Source organism: Streptomyces sp. NPDC030222 (assembly GCF_055573115.1).
Window position 1 is genome coordinate 1 of the sequence record NZ_JBVICA010000070.1, and the last position, 1,321, is coordinate 1,321.

A 1,321-nucleotide genomic window follows, 5' to 3' on the forward strand; every position below is an offset into this window, starting at 1 on the left:
GGGCGCTGGGCGGAGCCGGGCTTGGTCCGGGTCACGCCGGGCAGCGGGGAGATCATCATGGCGCCGGTCTCGGTCTGCCACCAGGTGTCCACGATGGGGCAGCGGTCGCTTCCGATGTGTTCGCGGTACCAGACCCAGGCCTCGGGGTTGATGGGTTCGCCGACCGATCCCAGCACGCGCAGGGAGGACAGGTCGAATTTGGCGGGGATGTCGTCGCCCCACTTCATGAACGTCCGGATGGCGGTGGGGGCGGTGTAGAGGATGGTGACGCCGTACTTCTGGACGATTTCCCAGAAGCGGCCCTGGTGCGGGGTGTCGGGGGTGCCCTCGTACATGACCTGGGTGGCGCCGTTGGCGAGGGGGCCGTAGACGATGTAGGAGTGGCCGGTGACCCAGCCGATGTCGGCGGTGCACCAGAAGACGTCGGTTGCCGGCTTGAGGTCGAAGACGGCGTGGTGGGTGTAGGCGGTCTGGGTGAGGTAGCCGCCGGAGGTGTGCAGGATGCCCTTCGGCTTGCCCGTGGTGCCGGACGTGTAGAGGATGAACAGCGGGTGCTCGGCCTCGAAGGGCTGCGGGGTGTGCTCCGGGGACTGGCGGCCGACCAGCTCGTGCCACCAGAGGTCACGGCCTTCGGTGAAGGCGGTGTCCTGTCCGGTGCGGCGCACGACGAGGACGTGCTGGACGCGGTCGGTGCGTGTCAGGGCTTCGTCGACGGCGGGCTTGAGGGCGGTGGGCTTGCCGCGGCGGTAGCCGCCGTCGGCGGTGATGACCAGCTTGGCGTCCGCGTCCTCGATACGTGTGGCCAGGGCGTCGGCGGAGAAGCCGCCGAAGACGACGGAGTGGGCGGCACCGATGCGGGCGCAGGCGAGCATCGCGACGACGGCCTCGGGGATCATCGGCAGGTAGACCGCGACCCGGTCGTCCTTGGTGATGCCGAGTTCGGTGAGGGCGTTGGCGGCTTTGCAGACCTCGTCCTTGAGTTCGGCGTAGGTGATGGTGCGGCTGTCGCCGGGTTCGCCTTCGAAGTGGAGGGCGACGCGGTCGCCGTGTCCGGCTTCGACGTGCCGGTCGACGCAGTTGTAGGCGACGTTGAGCCGGCCGTCGGCGAACCACTTCGCAAAGGGCGGGTTGCTCCAGTCCAGGGTCTGGGTGGGTTCGGTGGCCCAGGACAGCCGCCGGGCCTGCTCGGCCCAGAATCCCAGCCGGTCCGCCTCGGCCTGCTCGTAGGCCGCTGCCGTGACGTTCGCGCCCGCGGCCAGCTCCGTCGGCGGAGCGAACCGCCGCTCTTCCCTCAGCAGATTGGCCAGGCTCTGGTTGCTCA

1 protein-coding gene is annotated in these 1,321 nt (G+C 69.5%); it reads right to left on the reverse strand.

Going from position 1 to position 1,321, the window contains the following annotated elements; genetic code table 11:
- Positions 1 to 1,321, reverse strand: a 1,321-nt coding sequence (locus tag ACZ4Z5_RS33345; protein WP_468270032.1) for an acetate--CoA ligase, incomplete at both ends; no start/stop codon positions are given.